The organism is Oceanobacillus polygoni, assembly GCF_008304605.1.
GTDB classification, from domain to species: domain Bacteria; phylum Bacillota; class Bacilli; order Bacillales; family Amphibacillaceae; genus Oceanobacillus; species Oceanobacillus polygoni.
Map to the genome: position 1 here is coordinate 1 of NZ_PIJY01000052.1, position 1,286 is coordinate 1,286.

A 1,286-nucleotide genomic window follows, 5' to 3' on the forward strand; every position below is an offset into this window, starting at 1 on the left:
AAATCGAGTAGAGGGGAAAATTAAATAACTTTCCGCCCCTCTCACACCACCGTACGTACGGTTCCGTATACGGCGGTTCAATTTATATTGCAGTGTGTACTTTTAAGTAGTAATCTAAGGCAAAGGGGATGCCCCTTTGCCTTAGGCGTTTATTGGATAAAGATCTGTGAACCACCTTCGATAATCCAATGAATCGATAGCCCTTCCGACAATACGTTAAGCCTTTTGCTTCTTCTTCTGGTATTCCAAGCTGGACAAGAGATTTTATTCTCTTCTTGTTGTTTTTCCATTGCTTCCAAATGATTACTCGCAGTCTAGAGCGGAGTTTTGCGTCTATTACTTCGAGAGCTTTCTTCATGTTGGCTATCTTGAAGTAGTTGACCCAACCGAAGATAACCTGTTTTAGCTTAACGATTCTAACATCTAAAGAGATACTCCAATTTCGTTTCGTTAACTGGCGCAGTTTTCTTTGGAATTTCTGAATCGACTTTCCATGCGGTCTTGGCTGATACTTCTTCTTATTAGAATCATAGTAGAAGCCAAAGCCTAAAAACTTCGTTTTACTAGGACGTGAAATTCTACTCTTTTCTACATTCACTTTAAGTCCAATTTCTTCTCGATAAATTTTGTAATGGAAGTAAGTACTCTGTTCGCCGCTTTTTCGCTTCTGACAAAAATAAGGCTGTCATCTGCGTATCTGACGAATCGCAGTCTTCTTGCTTCCAGTTCCTTATCCAACTCATTCAACATAATGTTGCTTAGAAGTGGACTAAGGTTGCCTCCTTGCGGTGTTCCCACTGGCGTATCTTCGTATTTGCCACCTACCATCACACCACTTACGAGGTATTTCCGTATAAGGGAAATCACATCTCCATCTTTTATCGTATGAGAAATGATTCTCATCAGCTTATCGTGATGAACCGTATCAAAGAATCGTTCTAAGTCAATATCTACTAACCATTCATACCCGTCATTTATATATTCCAGCGCTTGAATAATTGCCATTTCACAACTTCTTCCTGGTCGGAAACCATAGCTGTATTCGCTGAATTGTTTTTCGAATATGGGGCTGAGTTTTTGACTGATCGCTTGTTGTACCACTCTGTCGACGACCGTTGGAATACCTAGTTTACGCGTTTTTCCATTTTCTTTTGGAATCTCTACTCGCAGTGCCGGCGATGGCTGGTATTTCCTTTTCCGGATTTGAGCACGAAGTTCGTCCTTATGCTTTCTTAGGTATACCTTCAATTCTTCCACCGTCACTCCATCTATTCCACTTGCACCTT

Annotated in this window: 2 protein-coding genes; both read right to left on the bottom strand. The window is 40.9% G+C overall.

Annotation, left to right across the window (positions count from 1 at the left end; genetic code table 11):
* Positions 1-82: 82 nt before the first annotated feature.
* Positions 83-598: a group II intron maturase-specific domain-containing protein gene (locus F1560_RS22510; protein ID WP_246811957.1), complete on the bottom strand. Its 516-nt coding sequence runs from the start codon at positions 596-598 to the stop codon at positions 83-85.
* Positions 595-1,286: group II intron reverse transcriptase/maturase (gene ltrA, locus F1560_RS22515; RefSeq protein WP_246811958.1), on the bottom strand; the 692-nt coding region annotated here is incomplete at its 5' end. The genes F1560_RS22510 and ltrA, both read right to left, overlap by 4 nt.